The 14,396-nt window shown below is 39.8% G+C and carries 13 protein-coding genes and 1 pseudogene; 1 reads left to right on the top strand and 13 read right to left on the bottom strand.

Annotated features, from left to right (window positions below):
- The first annotated feature begins 5 nt into the window (after nucleotides 1-5).
- Nucleotides 6-998 carry a glycosyltransferase family 2 protein gene (locus Tanf_RS11115; protein WP_046825903.1) on the top strand — a complete coding sequence of 331 codons (993 nt, stop codon included), beginning with the start codon at nucleotides 6-8 and terminating at the stop codon, nucleotides 996-998.
- Nucleotides 999-1,136: 138 nt separating this feature from the next.
- Here Tanf_RS11115 and Tanf_RS11110 read toward each other — a convergent pair whose 3' ends face one another.
- The 13 genes and pseudogenes from Tanf_RS11110 to Tanf_RS11060 all read right to left on the bottom strand — a co-directional run bounded on the left by Tanf_RS11110 (nucleotide 1,137) and on the right by Tanf_RS11060 (nucleotide 14,366).
- On the bottom strand, nucleotides 1,137-2,222 hold the full coding sequence (locus Tanf_RS11110) for a BF3164 family lipoprotein (protein WP_046825902.1): 1,086 nt from the start codon (nucleotides 2,220-2,222) through the stop codon (nucleotides 1,137-1,139).
- 15 nt (nucleotides 2,223-2,237) lie between these two features.
- Nucleotides 2,238-2,546 (bottom strand): NVEALA domain-containing protein, encoded by a 309-nt coding sequence (locus Tanf_RS14465; protein WP_074452703.1) that lies wholly within the window; start codon nucleotides 2,544-2,546, stop codon nucleotides 2,238-2,240.
- Between the two features lie 684 nt (nucleotides 2,547-3,230).
- Nucleotides 3,231-3,338: pseudogene (locus Tanf_RS15665) on the bottom strand (signal peptidase I); the annotation flags it as partial.
- Between the two features lie 257 nt (nucleotides 3,339-3,595).
- Entirely contained in the window at nucleotides 3,596-4,819 is a 1,224-nt protein-coding gene (locus Tanf_RS11100; protein WP_074452701.1) for a DUF4934 domain-containing protein, read from the bottom strand.
- A 196-nt stretch (nucleotides 4,820-5,015) separates the two neighbouring features.
- On the bottom strand, nucleotides 5,016-5,303 hold the full coding sequence (locus Tanf_RS14460) for an NVEALA domain-containing protein (RefSeq protein ID WP_080948632.1): 288 nt from the start codon (nucleotides 5,301-5,303) through the stop codon (nucleotides 5,016-5,018).
- Between the two features lie 236 nt (nucleotides 5,304-5,539).
- Nucleotides 5,540-6,433 (bottom strand): signal peptidase I, encoded by an 894-nt coding sequence (gene lepB / locus Tanf_RS11095; protein ID WP_046825899.1) that lies wholly within the window; start codon nucleotides 6,431-6,433, stop codon nucleotides 5,540-5,542.
- The gene (locus tag Tanf_RS11090; RefSeq protein ID WP_046825898.1) at nucleotides 6,417-8,060 is read right to left on the bottom strand and encodes an O-antigen ligase family protein; all 1,644 of its coding nucleotides are present in this window, start codon (nucleotides 8,058-8,060) and stop codon (nucleotides 6,417-6,419) included. The genes lepB (Tanf_RS11095) and Tanf_RS11090 overlap by 17 nt, the downstream gene beginning before the upstream one ends.
- A gap of 6 nt (nucleotides 8,061-8,066) precedes the next feature.
- Nucleotides 8,067-9,035, bottom strand: coding sequence for a DUF1573 domain-containing protein (locus Tanf_RS11085; protein ID WP_236684435.1), 969 nt, complete (start codon nucleotides 9,033-9,035; stop codon nucleotides 8,067-8,069).
- Nucleotides 9,022-10,035, bottom strand: a complete 1,014-nt coding sequence (locus Tanf_RS11080; RefSeq protein ID WP_161794964.1) for a BF3164 family lipoprotein — start codon at nucleotides 10,033-10,035, stop codon at nucleotides 9,022-9,024. The genes Tanf_RS11085 and Tanf_RS11080 overlap by 14 nt, the downstream gene beginning before the upstream one ends.
- Before the next feature lie 116 nt (nucleotides 10,036-10,151).
- Nucleotides 10,152-10,400 carry an NVEALA domain-containing protein gene (locus Tanf_RS11075; protein ID WP_046825896.1) on the bottom strand — a complete coding sequence of 83 codons (249 nt, stop codon included), beginning with the start codon at nucleotides 10,398-10,400 and terminating at the stop codon, nucleotides 10,152-10,154.
- 272 nt (nucleotides 10,401-10,672) lie between these two features.
- Complete coding sequence (locus Tanf_RS11070) at nucleotides 10,673-11,758, bottom strand: BF3164 family lipoprotein (protein ID WP_046825895.1); 1,086 nt, start codon at nucleotides 11,756-11,758, stop codon at nucleotides 10,673-10,675.
- A gap of 78 nt (nucleotides 11,759-11,836) precedes the next feature.
- Nucleotides 11,837-12,730, bottom strand: coding sequence for a signal peptidase I (gene lepB / locus Tanf_RS11065; protein ID WP_046825894.1), 894 nt, complete (start codon nucleotides 12,728-12,730; stop codon nucleotides 11,837-11,839).
- Nucleotides 12,714-14,366: an O-antigen ligase family protein gene (locus tag Tanf_RS11060; RefSeq protein ID WP_046825893.1), complete on the bottom strand. Its 1,653-nt coding sequence runs from the start codon at nucleotides 14,364-14,366 to the stop codon at nucleotides 12,714-12,716. Before Tanf_RS11060 ends, lepB (Tanf_RS11065) begins: the two co-directional genes overlap by 17 nt.
- Between the last annotated feature and the right edge of the window lie 30 nt (nucleotides 14,367-14,396).

The raw sequence follows: 14,396 nt of genomic DNA, 5'->3' as shown, positions 1-14,396 counted from the left end.
AAGACATGTTTTTTTCAATCATCGTTCCCATATACAACCGCCCGGACGAAGCCCGGGAACTGCTGGAAAGCCTTGCGTCACAGACGTATAACGACTTCGAACTCGTCTTGATCGAAGACGGTTCTTCTCTTCCATGTACGGCCGAAGTCGAAGCTTTTCGCCCGAAACTCAATATTCATTACATCGTCAAAGAAAATACCGGACGAAGCGATACCCGTAACGTAGGGATGAAACATGCCCAAGGACGTTACTTGATCTTCTTCGACTCGGACTGCATCATCCCGCCCGATTACTTCGAGACGGTTCGGAAAAATCTTCACGACGATTATGCCGACTGTTTCGGTGGACCGGACAGGGAACATCCCTCGTTCACGACAACTCAGAAAGCAATCAGCTATGCCATGACTTCGTTTTGGACCACCGGTGGCATACGGGGCGGAAAAACCCATATGGAGAAATTCAAACCGCGTACGTTCAACATGGGATTTTCGAGGGAGGTTTATGAAAAGGTCGGCGGATTCAAAGATATGTATGGAGAAGATATCGACCTCAGCATACGGATACAGCAGGCTGGCTTCGTAACCAAACTGTACCGGAATGCGTTTGTGTATCACAAACGTCGCGGCAATCTGAAAAAGTTCTACAAGCAGGTGCATATCTTCGGACAGGCACGCATCAATCTCTATAAACTGTATCCCGATTCGCTCAAGCCGGTGCATGCGTTGCCGGCGCTGTGCGTTATCGGGAGTATCGTTGTTCTGCTGTCGGCCGTCTTTATTTCACCCTGGTTCCTGCTGTTTCCGGCCGTTTACCTCTTGCTGCTATTTGCCGATGCATTGCTGAAAACGAGAAGTTTTCCTATCGCAGGACTGTCGGTTGCCGCTTCGTTGATTCAGATTTTCGGCTACGGGCTCGGATTTATCCGTTCTTTTGTCGACAAAATCATTTTCAGGCATGGACTCGAAGATTTGGAAACGTTGAAAAGGGTATACAAATAATTCTCGCTGCCCGATAAAAAAGACTCTCTTTTTTGTTTCGAGAATGGCTTTTATCGGGCAGCAATGTTTCTATTCGGCTCCGTATGTCTTTGATAATCGGATTTAAATCGTTGCGGCAAAGTCTGTAAGAAAAGAATCTTAATCGATTTTGAATTTGACTAGTTTGATTCCCTCGTCTTTTTTATCTCCCATGATTGCGTAGCCGTACTTATCGTTATTTTCAATAACAACATCATACAGACCGTCGTCAAAATGCAGCATCCCGGCCGGATTTCCTTCCCAGTCGAAGACGGCAATCAGGGTACCGGAATTTTTATAGCGGCTATCGTCTCTATATTTGGCATAGATACGGGCGTCGGTACATGCCATTCCCCAAATTCCGTTTACGACGTTTTCGGCACATTGAACGAAAGGATATTTTACGTTCTTTTTCGTTACTTTGTATTCAGGTTCAAAGAAACGTTTCGTAACCGAAGGCCGGATTGTTTCCTTACAGTCGAAAATTTCGAGGATGCATCCGCTCCATGTGGCATGGACGAATTTTTTGCCGTTGGGCTTTACGGCTAATCGCCCCATGTAGGAGAAATAGGAATGTTCGACCGCTATAAATTCGTCCGGTTCGTTTAAACGGGGATATTCGTTACACGTACTGACCGTATCGACAGAGGCTGTTTTGATAAACCGGTAAGAATTCCCGAAGAAACTGCTATAGGCTGTGATAAACTGACCGTTTCCGATCGAAAAACACATATCGCCTCTGGTGTTCTTTGTTTCGGGAGGCAACATGTATTCATTAGCTTCGACGACAATCTCGCCGTTGTGGTTACGGATAGCGTATTCCACCATCTTGGTTTGCATCGCATCGTAACAATAGACTTTGTCTTCTTTCCGATCGGTCGAGTATCCCATAACAGGCCATGAGATTTCGCAGGGCCCCTGTCCGATGGTTCCGAAACTCTTTATATAGGCCCCGCTGTTTTTCGAAAACAAATGAAAGACATAGTCGTTTATATCCGTCTTGCCGGAGCAGATAAGCAATGTGTCGAGTTGATCGATGCTCCCGATATCGAAAATAAACGAATCGTTCAGGCATTCGACAGTTATCTCCTTTGTTTCGGGAAATACGGGAGCAGCATAACCTTCATCTACCGACTCCGTAGAGTTCTTGCACTGAAGAAAAAAAAGAAATAAGGAAAATAGAAATACGATATGCTTGTTTTTCATATGTACAAGAGTTTCTTATTTGCAACTACTAACCGGAGTACCACAAACACTACATACTCCTGAAACAGATACTAAATTATCTCCATAACCGGTACTTTGATATAAAGCATCACATGCACAACATCTATAAAAACAATGACTTTCCGTATTTTCGTCCGTAGTACGACAATCCCCACTAACATTACCTGCTGCTAATGCTTCAATATTTTTTATTGCCATCTCCGAAAGATCGGTATCTTTCTGCATGCTCCTGTTCACTCCGTAGCCTGTAGCTACCATCACTGCGAGGGCAAATATTCCTCCTAAAATTTTTGTCTTCATCATATTTTGGTTTTAAAATTTGTTTTGCAAACATATAGCGTCTTTTTGATGTATCCAAATAATGAGTTGTTCTTTTTGTTTTTTTTTAACCATTTAAAGGGGTATTGTTTTATCATCTAAGTGTGATTTTTTCTTTTAGAACTATTGTCCAATATTAAAGATGATTTTTTTTGTACTCGGCAAAAAAGAAGATGTTTTTTTGAGAAAAGAAATAAATAACTCTACAAAATTGTATATTCCGCCATTTATCGTACTGATATTTTTAACCCAAATTACGCGATACACTGTTCGGCGTTTACCATTAATAATGGACGTATGAATGTACGACAAGGGTCACGTCAGGCTTACAGCCCTCCGCCGAGATGCGATGCCTTTTTCCCCAACACTTCGCATTGGGCTGAATGATCTTGCCCCCTATTTATTAATGGTTAATTGTCATGCCGGGTACATGATTCGGCGTGTAACACGCATAACCATTACCCGAAAGGGCTGAAAGCCCAAATTATTTCAGCCCCATCCCGCAAGGGTGGGGTATCGACATCCGGACCTTGTTCGGAGGGCTGAAGGCCTGAATTAAATTCATGCTTATTGGTTCTATTGCGGAATCTGGGTTTAATCAGGACAATGCTTATAAAGGGAAAGAGATAGGATGTTGCAGATAAGGATATTTGGGGAATCTTTTCTATATTATTGAATGGATTTCATAAAACGTTCCCACCTGATTTGATGGGAATAAGGGTCGATGGATTTCCAGATAAATGATGCTTTGCCAATGATCAGCTCGTCGGGAAGCAACTCCTGTTGTGTTATCCGATTCAGTTTTTGCTCGGCGGCAAAGCCTTTTCTGCCAGAGTGAATCTTATTTTTTAACGCTGGATTCGCATTATTCGTATATTAATAAAGACCGCTCGGTTATTTTATACGAAATTGAATGCAATAATTCTGAAAAACGCGGTCTTTATTATTTGTTGAAATTTCAAAAAAAAACAGAGTTGATTTTCTCCTAATAACGTCTTTATTACTGGCGTATATTCCTATGTGTCCAATAAACATTATAAGTCGTTTTTAAGCTTTGCCATGACTATTATCGGATCACTATCGGCTGATATTTCGCCTAGGCCCTCAACATAAACTTTTTCATCCATATCATTAAAATAAAGATCGGGGAGAATAATATCGACTAAATAATCTTCATGCAAAACTTGGTGTACACATCCGAAAAAATAGGAACTAATATAAAGCCGATCGGGAAAGACAGAAAGATCATTTTTTATCATCTTGGCGTGATAAACTTTTTTGCTTTTTTTGAATTTTACATATTGACGAAAATCACTTTCTTTGATCCATCGTTCTGTATCACTCTCTTTGAAGTAGTATGAAAATGCAAAGATTCTGTCATCATAGATGTTCAGTACTGGAAAAGAAGCCACATGATTCATATTCCGAATATATTCCATCTGTTCTCTCGTCGATTGAAGTCCTACAAACTCACTCATATTATATGTCCCAAAATCAATTTGGAATAAAGGAATTGCTTCCCAATCTTTTAATTGATAAAATCTATTTCCATACATGGGCGAGAAGAAAAGTTCTTCTTTGTTATTAATTGAAAAACACTCATTCGTCATAGAGAAGTAATGGCGCTCTGTTATAATCTTTTTATCAAACAAAACCTTAAAATTATTCTCGCTATCACAGATGACCAAGTCGCCATTTGTATCTTTGTCGTTTATATGATTGTCTATTTGTTGGATTGCGAAGTAGAATAATCCTTTATGTCTCTTTACTGAATTTGCACTGATGTCTGGATAGGACAAGGTTGTGTTTATATAATCAAAAGACAAATTCTTATATCGTAAGATGGATTGTTTTCCGCCTGTATAATTTACAATCTCAATATAAGACTCATCATCATCAATAAAAACAGGTCCTATACGAGAGTATTCACCTGGGCCTCGCCCTTTTTTATTCAGTTTTGTCACTAATAGACCTTCTTTATTAAAAACAAATATAACTTGTTGGCTTATATCTACAGCATAGATGTATTTTTTTTTGATGATGATTTCTCGTATCCGTCCCATTGCATCTCCTGAGTCTATTTGCAGCTTGATGCATTTGATAGAATCTGCAATTTCTGATAATGGAATAAATTCATCTGCTTCCATGGGATGGATATTGATTGTTTCTATCTCAGAAGAAGTCTGGCTATTTCTTATATTGCATCCGTAAAACGCATACATTAAAATGAATAATGTGATTGTTTTTTTTAATCTCATATCAATGTGGATGTTGAATTTATTTATTTTGGAATGTGTGCTGAGATTATTTATAAAAGTTATCTGTCCGAACTTTTCTTTTTAAATTTGATAATTTTCTGTTTTTGTTTTTACATGATTGGTGTATTAATGAGGGCACCAAATTTCAGTCTAAAAAACTATTTTTATGATTTTTGATGCCCCGACTTTCAAATGCTCATTCACAACTGCAAGTACCAAATGACAAATCACATTTAGGCTTTAATCCTGAAGGGCAACATGCCGTACACGATCTGCCAAAAGAGTCAGTCATAGAGCAAGTTCCTCCTGGGCAACCTATTGTATTGCCATCGCCATCGCCTCCTTCAAACCAAGCCAAGGCCTCCACATTGCTCAATGCCACATCTGAAAGATCGGTATCTTTCTGCATGCTCCTGTTCACTCCGTAGCCTGTAGCTACCGTCACTGCGAGGGCAAAGACCCCTCTTAGAATTTTTGTTTTCATCATATTTTGATTTTAAAATGTGTTTTGCAAATATATGGCGTTTTTTTGATGTATCCAAACAATGAGTCGTTTTTTGTATTATTAACAATTTTAACACTGTTATATTGTTATTCATTATTCAAAGACTGTATTCTTCTCTTAAATTTACCGTTAAGAGCATCGTACTTGAATGAGAAAAATCACGAAGATAAATTTATGGGATCGTCACATGGTAGATTATTTCAAAATGGGCGACATCAATTTATGATTTTCATAAAACGTTTCCATCTGATTTGATGGGAGTGAGGGTCGACGGATTTCCAGATAAACGATGCTTTTCCGATGATCAGCTCGTCGGGGAGCAGTCCCCAATAGCGTGAATCCTGGGAGTTCTCGACCTTGTCGCCGCCCATAAAGTAATAATCATGCGTAAACGTGTAGTAGGTAATCGGGGTGTTTCCGTCGCGCAATGTATCCTTTTCGATACGTAGCGTGCGATCGGTCTCCCATTCGATGATTTTCCGATAGACAAGCGCTTCTGTTCTGCCTAATCGGATACGGTCGCCTTTGCGGGGAATGTATAGAGGACCGAAATTTTTGATATTCCATCCCAATACGGAATCTCCCGGAAAAGTATCATAAATGCCTTTGGGTATTTCCTGCCGTGTCGTCCGACTTAGTTTTTGTTCTGCGGCGAGATTACCGTAATGTCGGACCGTATCGGAGTTCATGCGGTAGAAACCGTTCACGATACGCAACGTATCGCCCGGCAATCCGATGCAGCGTTTGATGTAACATTTAAACATATCCATCTCGATTTTATCCCATCCGTGAGGGTGGGGGATATGAAAAACAACTACATCGTTATGTTTGACATGGGTGTATCCGGGAGTGCGTCTGATTTTTACTTTTTTTCTTTCGAGGGCATCGAAAAGATCGAAGAGACGCGCTCCGTAAGCCAATTTATTGACTAAGACATAATCGCCGGGAATAATGGCAGGTGTCATCGAATCTGTGGGTATGCGGTATGACCCAAACACGAACACACGCATGAGGAGGAATCCGATGATGATCATCGAGATGCCGTTGAATACGTTCAGGGCGATATTTAGCACTCTTCCGAGCTGTTGTCGTTTAGTTTTTTTTATCATCGGTCGCATTTTTCTTTTTTAGTATTTTTTCGACTTCGTCACGCATCTCGTCAATGGCCGTTGAGTGTACTTTGGCTTCTTTCTTTAAAACAATCGATGCAGCCCATTGCATTTTTTCAGGCGGATAACCGGCCGCAGAATCGGCATACAACTTTGTGAGCAAATAGTACGGATAAATCCTTTCGGGTATCAGATAGGTTGCATTCATATAGCATGCTTCCGCCTTGCGATAGGCTCCCATTTCGTGATAATTACGTCCTTTGACATTATAAAACATCGGATCGCAGCTTATCCGGAGCCCACGTGATAAAATGCTGTCAGCCTGTTCGTTCCGTTTTTCAGCATTAAGCGTCACTGCATACTCGAAAACGAATTTCGGATCATGATTCAACTGCGGATAAAGACGAATATAATCATCGATTATCTTGGAGTATGCCTTCATCGTATAAAAGGGACGTATCTTTTCCCATTCCTTACTTGCCCGATGATAAGAAAGCCATTGCATTATACAAATCGATAAGCCGGCGACCAGAATAAATACAGCAAAGGAAGTAAAAATAAAAATTTGGCGGTTTTTAGAAAACTTCGATAAAGAAAACTCTGTTTGAGAGATACAAATTGTTGCAAGCAGTACCCAAACTACCAAAAACTCCCACAAATAATAGGGATATGATGCGATTGCAAAAACAGACAGGCTTAGAAAACTTCCGGCAGCTCCTGTATGTTTGTTTTTTATTCCATGACAAATAATCAGCCCTGTGAGGAAAAGGAACAAAATACCGCCTGCTATTCCTTGTTCGAGAAAAATACGCAGGTATTCATTAAACGCATATTCAGGGCTTCCGGCAACATGTTTTTCTATTGCGGAAGCTTCTCTTTCTTTAAAATAATTCATCTGCGATTGGGCATACGCTGCAGGAAATCCACCGAGACCAACATTTTTCAATGAGGTATTTTGGATAGCCAAGGCCGTTATTTTCCATATAAATAATCGTCCGTTGGCAGAATCTTTTTTAAATTGATAGATGCCATAGATGACTCCGCCGGATAACAAGCAAAACAATGCGATGCATAAGACGGCTCTTCTCCGGTATTTTTGATATAAGTCTTTCAACTTGTCTGTTATTCCGGTCTCATATATCACAACGAGCATACAACCGATAACAGCCGCACCCCATGCGGTACGACTTAAGGTAGCCGGAAAAACCAACAGACAAACCATACCGATGGAGAGAAACACATGTCGGAGAATCTTCTTTCTTTTCCTGAAATAAAGCCAGTAGTGGAAAGTCAAAGGAAACATCAATGCAATAAATCCACCATACGGGCCGGGATTGAGAAATGTTCCGGTAGTCTTAAACAACTGATGCCCGGAAGGAAAGAATCCGTATAGCTGACCTAACCCGATGATTGCCTCGACAAAACCGACGATTAAAATACCATAGACAGCCCCTTTTGATAGAGCCGGGAAAAAGAAAAAGCAAAGCCTGCATAAGCCCCATAAGATTCCCATCTGAATAATCGTCAAAAGCGATTCGGGGGCAAGAGACAAACGATAGTCGTATGTTAAAAAAATGATGACAATAAATACAAATGCAATTATATCTATTCGATTATACTTAATCACGATCTTTTAATTTGTCTTTACTTCCCCTTTTAAGTTTATCGTTAATGGCGAAGTGTCCATATTACCGTAGATAGAGACTGTTTTATGGATAGGCCCCTTCTTATCGGCATGATAGGTGAGATTAATTTCGGTGGTGTTACCGGAAGCAACAGGTCGCTTAATATAGTCAATATGTACGCATCCGCATGATGTTCTTGCGTCATGTATAATAAGCGGTAATTTCCCGATATTACGTATCGTAACGCAGATTTTACGGCTGTCACCTTCTTTTAAAGAACCCAGATCGAACTCCGTTTTGTCGGCTTCTATTCGGGTTATTCCCGACGGTTGAACAGATGGATTATGCTTACCGTTTGAAATGGTAGACAGATAGATATCTCTGATCTTCCGGTTATGGACCGGGTTGCCGATACAGATTACTTTATTTTCTTTGTCTACCAGAAAGCATTGATACATCTGATGAGAAGGGAAGTGATTGATCCGGTTCATTCTATTCTGCTTATCGATGCAGACCGGGATATGGATGCTATCTCGTCTCAACAAGAATGAGATTTCACGCAGATCTTTAGGATAAAAAAAGAATAATACTGGAACTGCACCATTTGTTAAAGAATCAACTTCAGTAATAAATTCTTTCCATTTATGTAATTGAAGTTTACATTCCGTACAACCAACAGAATCGACATACATGATAATTTTATAATCCGAAACCGATATATTATATTTGACTGTGTCTTTTCCATATTTCGTGAAAATAAGTTCTTCCGGAAAAATGATCTCTTTTCCCTGCCACGATTTGATCATCTCTTCTATCTTCTTTTTCGTAGTATTTCTTCTACTACATGAACAAAGAGATAATCCTATAGCCAAATAAAACACGCCAATATGTAAGATTCTTTTTAGTCTTTGACTAATCGTGATTTGGCGTATAGGTTGTTTATAGCGCAGCAAAATAATATTACTATAATAGTTCATATTCTATTAATATGCCTTCTGGATTATAAGCAATTCCATAAATAGAATGAGTCTCTCTATTATATCTCATAGAATAAAGAGGAATATCTAGTATATATCGCTTGACAGGATTACCATTCCAATCATATATGAGCAAATTTTCACAATGATGATTTAATGTTCCGAATTTATTAAATGTTTTGCCCGAATACAATGCATAAACATACTTGTCATCACAGTCTACAGCGCAGAAGCCTACTTTGTTATTTTTTGAGAAAGCAATATTTCCTTTTTCTTGAATCTCAAATATAGGAGCATAATAAAGTATTTGTTTATATTCTATTATTCCATTATTATTAATATGACAAAAAGAAAGAACACCATGCTTTTGTGTAGCTGCAATCATTTTATGATTGTCAGGCGAATTAGCCATCAAAGTACTGATGTATAATATGGAAAGTTGGGTCTTAGGAATGTCTTTTGTTTCTTCAAATATCGGAAAGTCCACGGTTGAAATGGTTTCTCCCTGTTTGTCTATATGCGCTAACCAATAATCGTTGAAAATACCTGTCGCTATATAGTTCGTATCTATGCAGTTCACCATAAACAAGCGATTCGGCGACTTGATTTTCTCTATTTCTTTTATTATTAACCGTGTAGACATGTCTGATGAAAATTGAATTTCATTGATTTTCTTTTGCGATATGTCGAAAAATACGATTTTATCGTTTTTGTATTGAAAACTGCCGGGCATCCCGACGTCATGAGGACCAGAACCTCTTTCTCCTCCTTTTATCATGCTGCGCGATAAAGGATCAACGAGGTTAAACATATTTTTTACTTGAGTGTCATAGATAAAATAATTGCTGCCGACTTGGATTGCATCGGCCGGTTTTAATATTTCGTAATCTTCTAATTGGATGATTCGAGATGGTTTAATTTTTTGCTCTTCTCTTTTGTTGAAGTGGACAATTGGGTCATTGATTTTATCAGAGCAAGATGTATAAATGTGTATCAACATTAGACTTAAGATGTATTTAACCCACATTGATTGTCTCATTTTTCCAGTTAGTTGTATTAATCAAACAGCCAATGAGAATATGTAATTTTTTCACACATCCTCATTGGTTGAAATTACTATAAGTAAAATTCACCTTCTACAAATAGATCATTCGGATCGTTTTCTGTTGGAGGATAATAGCACCAGCAAAAAGAGCACGTTTCCATACAAGGAAGAAATACATCAATTTCTCCAGCCAAAGCTTCTACATTTTTCAATGCCATCTCCGAAAAATCGGTATCTTTCTGCATACTCCGGTTCACTCCGTAGCCTGCAGCTACCATCACTGCGAGGGCAAAGATCCCTCTTAGAATTTTTGTCTTCATCGTATTTTGGTTTTAAAATTTGTTTTGCAAACATATAGTATCTTTTTGATGTATCCAAAACAATGAGTTGTTTTTTGCATTATTAACAGTTTTAATACTGTTGTATCATTATTCAAAGACCGTATTCTTCTCTTATCTTAAATTTACCGTTAAAAGGCATCGTACTTGAATGAAAAAAATCACGAAGATAAATTTATTGGATCGTATTTGACTCCGTATGTCTTTGATAATCGGATTTAAATCGTTGCGGCAAAGTCTGTAAGGAAAGGATATTAATCGATTTTGAATTTGACTAGTTTGATTCCCTCGTCTTTTTTATCTCCCATGATTGCGTAGCCGTACTTATCGTTATTTTCAATAACAACATCATACAGACCGTCGTCAAAATGCAGCATCCCGGCCGGATTTCCTTCCCAGTCGAAGACGGCAATTAGGGGACCGGATTTTTTATAGCAACTATCGTCCCTATATTGGGCATAGATACAAGCGTCGGTACATGCCATTCCCCAAATTCCGTTTACGACGTTTTCGGCACATTGAACGAAAGGATATTTCACGTTCTTTTTCGTTACTTTGTATTCAGGCTCAAAGAAACGTTTCGTAACCGAAGGCCGGATTGTTTCCTTACAGTCGAAAATTTCGAGGATACATCCGCTCCATGTGGCATGGACGAATTTTTTGCCGTCGGGCTTTACGGCTAATCGCCCCATGTAGGAGAAATAGGCATGTTCGACCGCTATAAATTCGTCCGGTTCGTTTAAACGGGGATATTCGTTACACGTACTGACCGTATCGACAGAGGCTGTTTTGATAAACCGGTAAGAATTCCCGAAGAAACTGCTATAGGCTATGATAAACTGACCGTTTCCGATCGAAAAACACATATTGCCTGTGGTGTTCTTTACTTCGGGAGGCAACATACATTCATTAGCTTCGACGACAATCTCGCCGTTGTGGTTACGAATAGCATATTCCACCATCTTGGTTTGCATCGCGTCGTAACAATAGACTTTGTCTTCTTTCCGATCGGTCGAGTATCCCATAACAGGCCATGAGATTTCGCAGGGCCCCTGTCCGATGGTTCCGAAACTCTTTATATAGGCCCCGCTGTTTTTCGAAAACAAATGAAAGACATAGTCGTTTATATCCGTCTTGCCGGAGCAGATAAGCAATGTGTCGAGTTGATCGATGCCTCCGATATCGAAAATAAACGAATCGTTCAGGCATTCGACGGTTATCTCCTTTGTTTCGGGAAATACGGGAGCAGCATAACCTTCATCTACCGACTCCGTAGAGTTCTTGCACTGAAGAAAAGCAAAGCAGGAAAGAAGCAGAAAAAATACATGTTTCTTTTTCATATCTTATTTATATTTACTGCTGCAAACTTACGACATTTTCGTAATATAGACAAAAATATCTCGCTTATTTTTGCCGTATTACCGAATAGATTTCATAAAACGCTCCCATCTGACTTGATGAGAATCAGGATCGATAGATTTCCAGATAAATGACGCTTTTCCAATGATCAACTCATCAGGAAGCAATCCCCAGTAACGTGAATCTTGTGAGTTTTCGACCTTGTCACCACCCATAAAATAATAATTGTGTGTAAATGTGTAGGATGTAATCGGGGTGTCGCCATTATATAGTGTATCGCGTTCGATATGTAGCGTATGTCCGGTTTCCCATTCGATGATTTTTTTGTAGATAAGCGTTTCCGTTCTACCCAATCGGATGCAGTCTCCTTTGCAAGGAATATACATGGGTCCGAAATTTTTGATATTCCATCCCAATACGGGATCTCCCGGAAAAGTATCATAAATGCCTTTGGGTATTTCCTGCCGTGTCGTCCGACTCAGTTTTTGCTCGGCAGAAAAATTACCGTAATGCCTGATTGTATCGGAGTTCATGCGGTAGAAACCGTTCACGATACGCAACGTATCGCCCGGCAATCCGATGCAGCGTTTGATGTAACATTTAAACATATCCATCTCGATTTTATCCCATCCGTGAGGGTGGGGGATATGAAAAACAACTACATCGTTATGTTTGACATGGGTGTATCCGGGAGTGCGTCTGATTTTTACTTTTTTCCCTTCGAGGGCATCGAAAAGATCGAAGAGGCGCGCTCCGTAAGCCGGTTTATTGACTATGACATAGTCTCCGGGGATAATGGAGGGGGTCATCGAGTCGGTCGGTATGTGATACGACCCGAACACGAACACACGCATGAGGAGGAATCCGATGATGATCATCGAGATGCCGTTGAATACGTTCAGGGCGATATTTAGCACTCTTCCGAGCTGTTGTCGTTTAGTTTTTTTTATCATCGGTCGCATTTTTCTCTTTTAGTATTTTTTCGACTTCGTCACGCATCTCGTCAATGGCCGTTGAATGTACTTTCGCTTCCTTTTTTAGAACGATCGATGCGGCCCATTGCATTTTTTCAGCCGGATAACCGGCAGCAGAATCGGCATACAACTTTGTGAGCAAATAGTACGGATAAATCCTTTCGGGCAGTAGACAGATCGCATTCATATAGCATGCTTCCGCCTTGCGATAGGCTCCCATTTCGTGATAATTACGTCCTTTGACATTGTAGAACATCGGATCGCAGCTTATCCGGAGCCCACGTGATAAAATGCTGTCGGCCTGTTCATACCGTTTTTCAGCATTAAGCATCACTGCATACTCGAAAACGAATTTCGGATCATGATTCAACTGCGGATACAGACGGGCATATTGGTCTATTATGTTCTTGTATGCCTTCATCGTATAAAAGGGGCGTATTTTTTCCCATTCCTTACTTGCCCGATGATAAGAAAGCCATTGCATTATACAAATCGATAAGCCGGCGACCAGAATAAATACAGCAAAGGAAGTAAAAATAAAAATTTGGCGGTTTTTAGAAAACTTCGATAAAGAAAACTCTGTTTGAGAGATACAAATTGTTGCAAGCAGTACCCAAACTACCAAAAACTCCCACAAATAATAGGGATATGATGCGATTGCAAAAACAGACAGGCTTAGAAAACTTCCGGCAGCTCCTGTATGTTTGTTTTTTATTCCATGACAAATCATCAGCCCTGTGAGGAAAAGAAACAAAATACCGCCTGCTATTCCTTGCTCAAGAAAAATACGCAGATATTCATTAAACGCATATTCAGGGCTTCCGGCAACATGTTTTTCTATTGCGGAAGCTTCTTTTTCTTTAAAATAATTCATCTGCGATTGGGCATACGCAGCAGGAAATCCACCGAGACCAACACCTTTCAATGAGGTATTTTGGATGGCCAGGGCCGTTATTTTCCATATAAATAATCGTCCGTTGGCAGAATCTTTTTTAAATTGATAGATGCCATAGATGACTCCGCCGGATAACAAGCAAAACAATGCGATGCATAAGACGGCTCTTTTCCGGTATTTTTGATATAAGTCTTTCAACTTATCTGTTATTCCGGTCTCATATATCACAACGAGCATACAACCGATAACAGCCGCACCCCATGCGGTACGACTTAAGGTAGCCGGAAAAACCAACAGACAGACTATACCGATGGAGAGAAACACATGTCGGAGAATCTTCTTTCTTTTCCTGAAATAAAGCCAGTAGTGGAAAGTCAAAGGAAACATCAATGCAATAAATCCACCATACGGGCCGGGATTGAGAAATGTTCCGGTAGTCTTAAACAACTGATGCCCGGAAGGAAAGAATCCGTATAGCTGACCTAACCCGATGATTGCCTCGACAAAACCGACGATTAAAATACCATAGACAGCCCCTTTTGATAGAGCAGGGAAAAAGAAAAAACAAAGCCTGCATAAGCCCCATAAGATTCCCATCTGAATCATCGTCAAAAGCGATTCGGGGGCAAGAGACAAACGATAGTCGTATGTAATGCATACCATACAGATAAAGAGCAATACAGAAATATCTACGGTATTCAGGTTATATTTTAAACGCATATTGATTCGTTGTTCGAAGATTTATCTATA

Source organism: Tannerella forsythia (assembly GCF_001006485.1).
Taxonomy (GTDB): Bacteria; Bacteroidota; Bacteroidia; order Bacteroidales; family Tannerellaceae; genus Tannerella; species Tannerella forsythia.
This window is presented reverse-complemented; position numbering and strand designations above follow the sequence as displayed.

Excerpts from the sequence above, each read along its gene's own strand:
- Tanf_RS11070 (WP_046825895.1), bottom strand. The coding sequence starts at position 11,758 with ATGAAAAAGAAACATGTATTTTTTCTGCTTCTTTCCTGCTTTGCTTTT.
- Tanf_RS11060 (WP_046825893.1), bottom strand. The coding sequence starts at position 14,366 with ATGCGTTTAAAATATAACCTGAATACCGTAGATATTTCTGTATTGCTC.
- lepB (WP_046825899.1), bottom strand. The coding sequence starts at position 6,433 with ATGATAAAAAAAACTAAACGACAACAGCTCGGAAGAGTGCTAAATATC.
- Tanf_RS11110 (WP_046825902.1), bottom strand. The coding sequence starts at position 2,222 with ATGAAAAACAAGCATATCGTATTTCTATTTTCCTTATTTCTTTTTTTT.
- Tanf_RS11075 (WP_046825896.1), bottom strand. The coding sequence starts at position 10,400 with ATGAAGACAAAAATTCTAAGAGGGATCTTTGCCCTCGCAGTGATGGTA.
- Tanf_RS14460 (WP_080948632.1), bottom strand. The coding sequence starts at position 5,303 with ATGAAAACAAAAATTCTAAGAGGGGTCTTTGCCCTCGCAGTGACGGTA.
- Tanf_RS11115 (WP_046825903.1), top strand. The coding sequence starts at position 6 with ATGTTTTTTTCAATCATCGTTCCCATATACAACCGCCCGGACGAAGCC.
- Tanf_RS11080 (WP_161794964.1), bottom strand. The coding sequence starts at position 10,035 with ATGTTGATACACATTTATACATCTTGCTCTGATAAAATCAATGACCCA.
- Tanf_RS11085 (WP_236684435.1), bottom strand. The coding sequence starts at position 9,035 with ATGAACTATTATAGTAATATTATTTTGCTGCGCTATAAACAACCTATA.
- Tanf_RS11100 (WP_074452701.1), bottom strand. The coding sequence starts at position 4,819 with ATGAGATTAAAAAAAACAATCACATTATTCATTTTAATGTATGCGTTT.
- Tanf_RS14465 (WP_074452703.1), bottom strand. The coding sequence starts at position 2,546 with ATGATGAAGACAAAAATTTTAGGAGGAATATTTGCCCTCGCAGTGATG.
- lepB (WP_046825894.1), bottom strand. The coding sequence starts at position 12,730 with ATGATAAAAAAAACTAAACGACAACAGCTCGGAAGAGTGCTAAATATC.